This window comes from Halomonas urmiana, assembly GCF_005780185.1.
Classification (GTDB): Bacteria; Pseudomonadota; Gammaproteobacteria; order Pseudomonadales; family Halomonadaceae; genus Halomonas; species Halomonas urmiana.
The window spans coordinates 1-214 of record NZ_VBUI01000122.1 but is presented as its reverse complement, the minus strand read 5'-3'; the positions used below and the strand labels follow the sequence as shown (position 1 = coordinate 214).

The window sequence follows — 214 nt, the reverse complement described above, 5'->3', positions numbered from 1 at the left end:
CCGGAGGCGAACTGGCGGTCCGTAGGATGACGAACTCGATTCGGCCGGGTCAGGTGGCGAGCTTGCTGGGAGACGGCAAGAGGCGTCCCCTGGGGATTCCGACGGTCAAGGACCGCATCGTCCAGACGGCGGTCAAACGCGTCATCGAACCGATTTTCGAGCATGAGTTCCTGCCGATGAGCTACGGCTTTCGCCCGGGGCGAGGCTGCCAGGA

General features: G+C 64.5%; 1 pseudogene. It reads left to right on the top strand.

Features of this window, described 5'->3' with window-relative positions:
* Positions 1-26: 26 nt before the first annotated feature.
* A pseudogene (locus FEI13_RS19335) lies at positions 27-214 on the top strand (hypothetical protein); the annotation flags it as partial.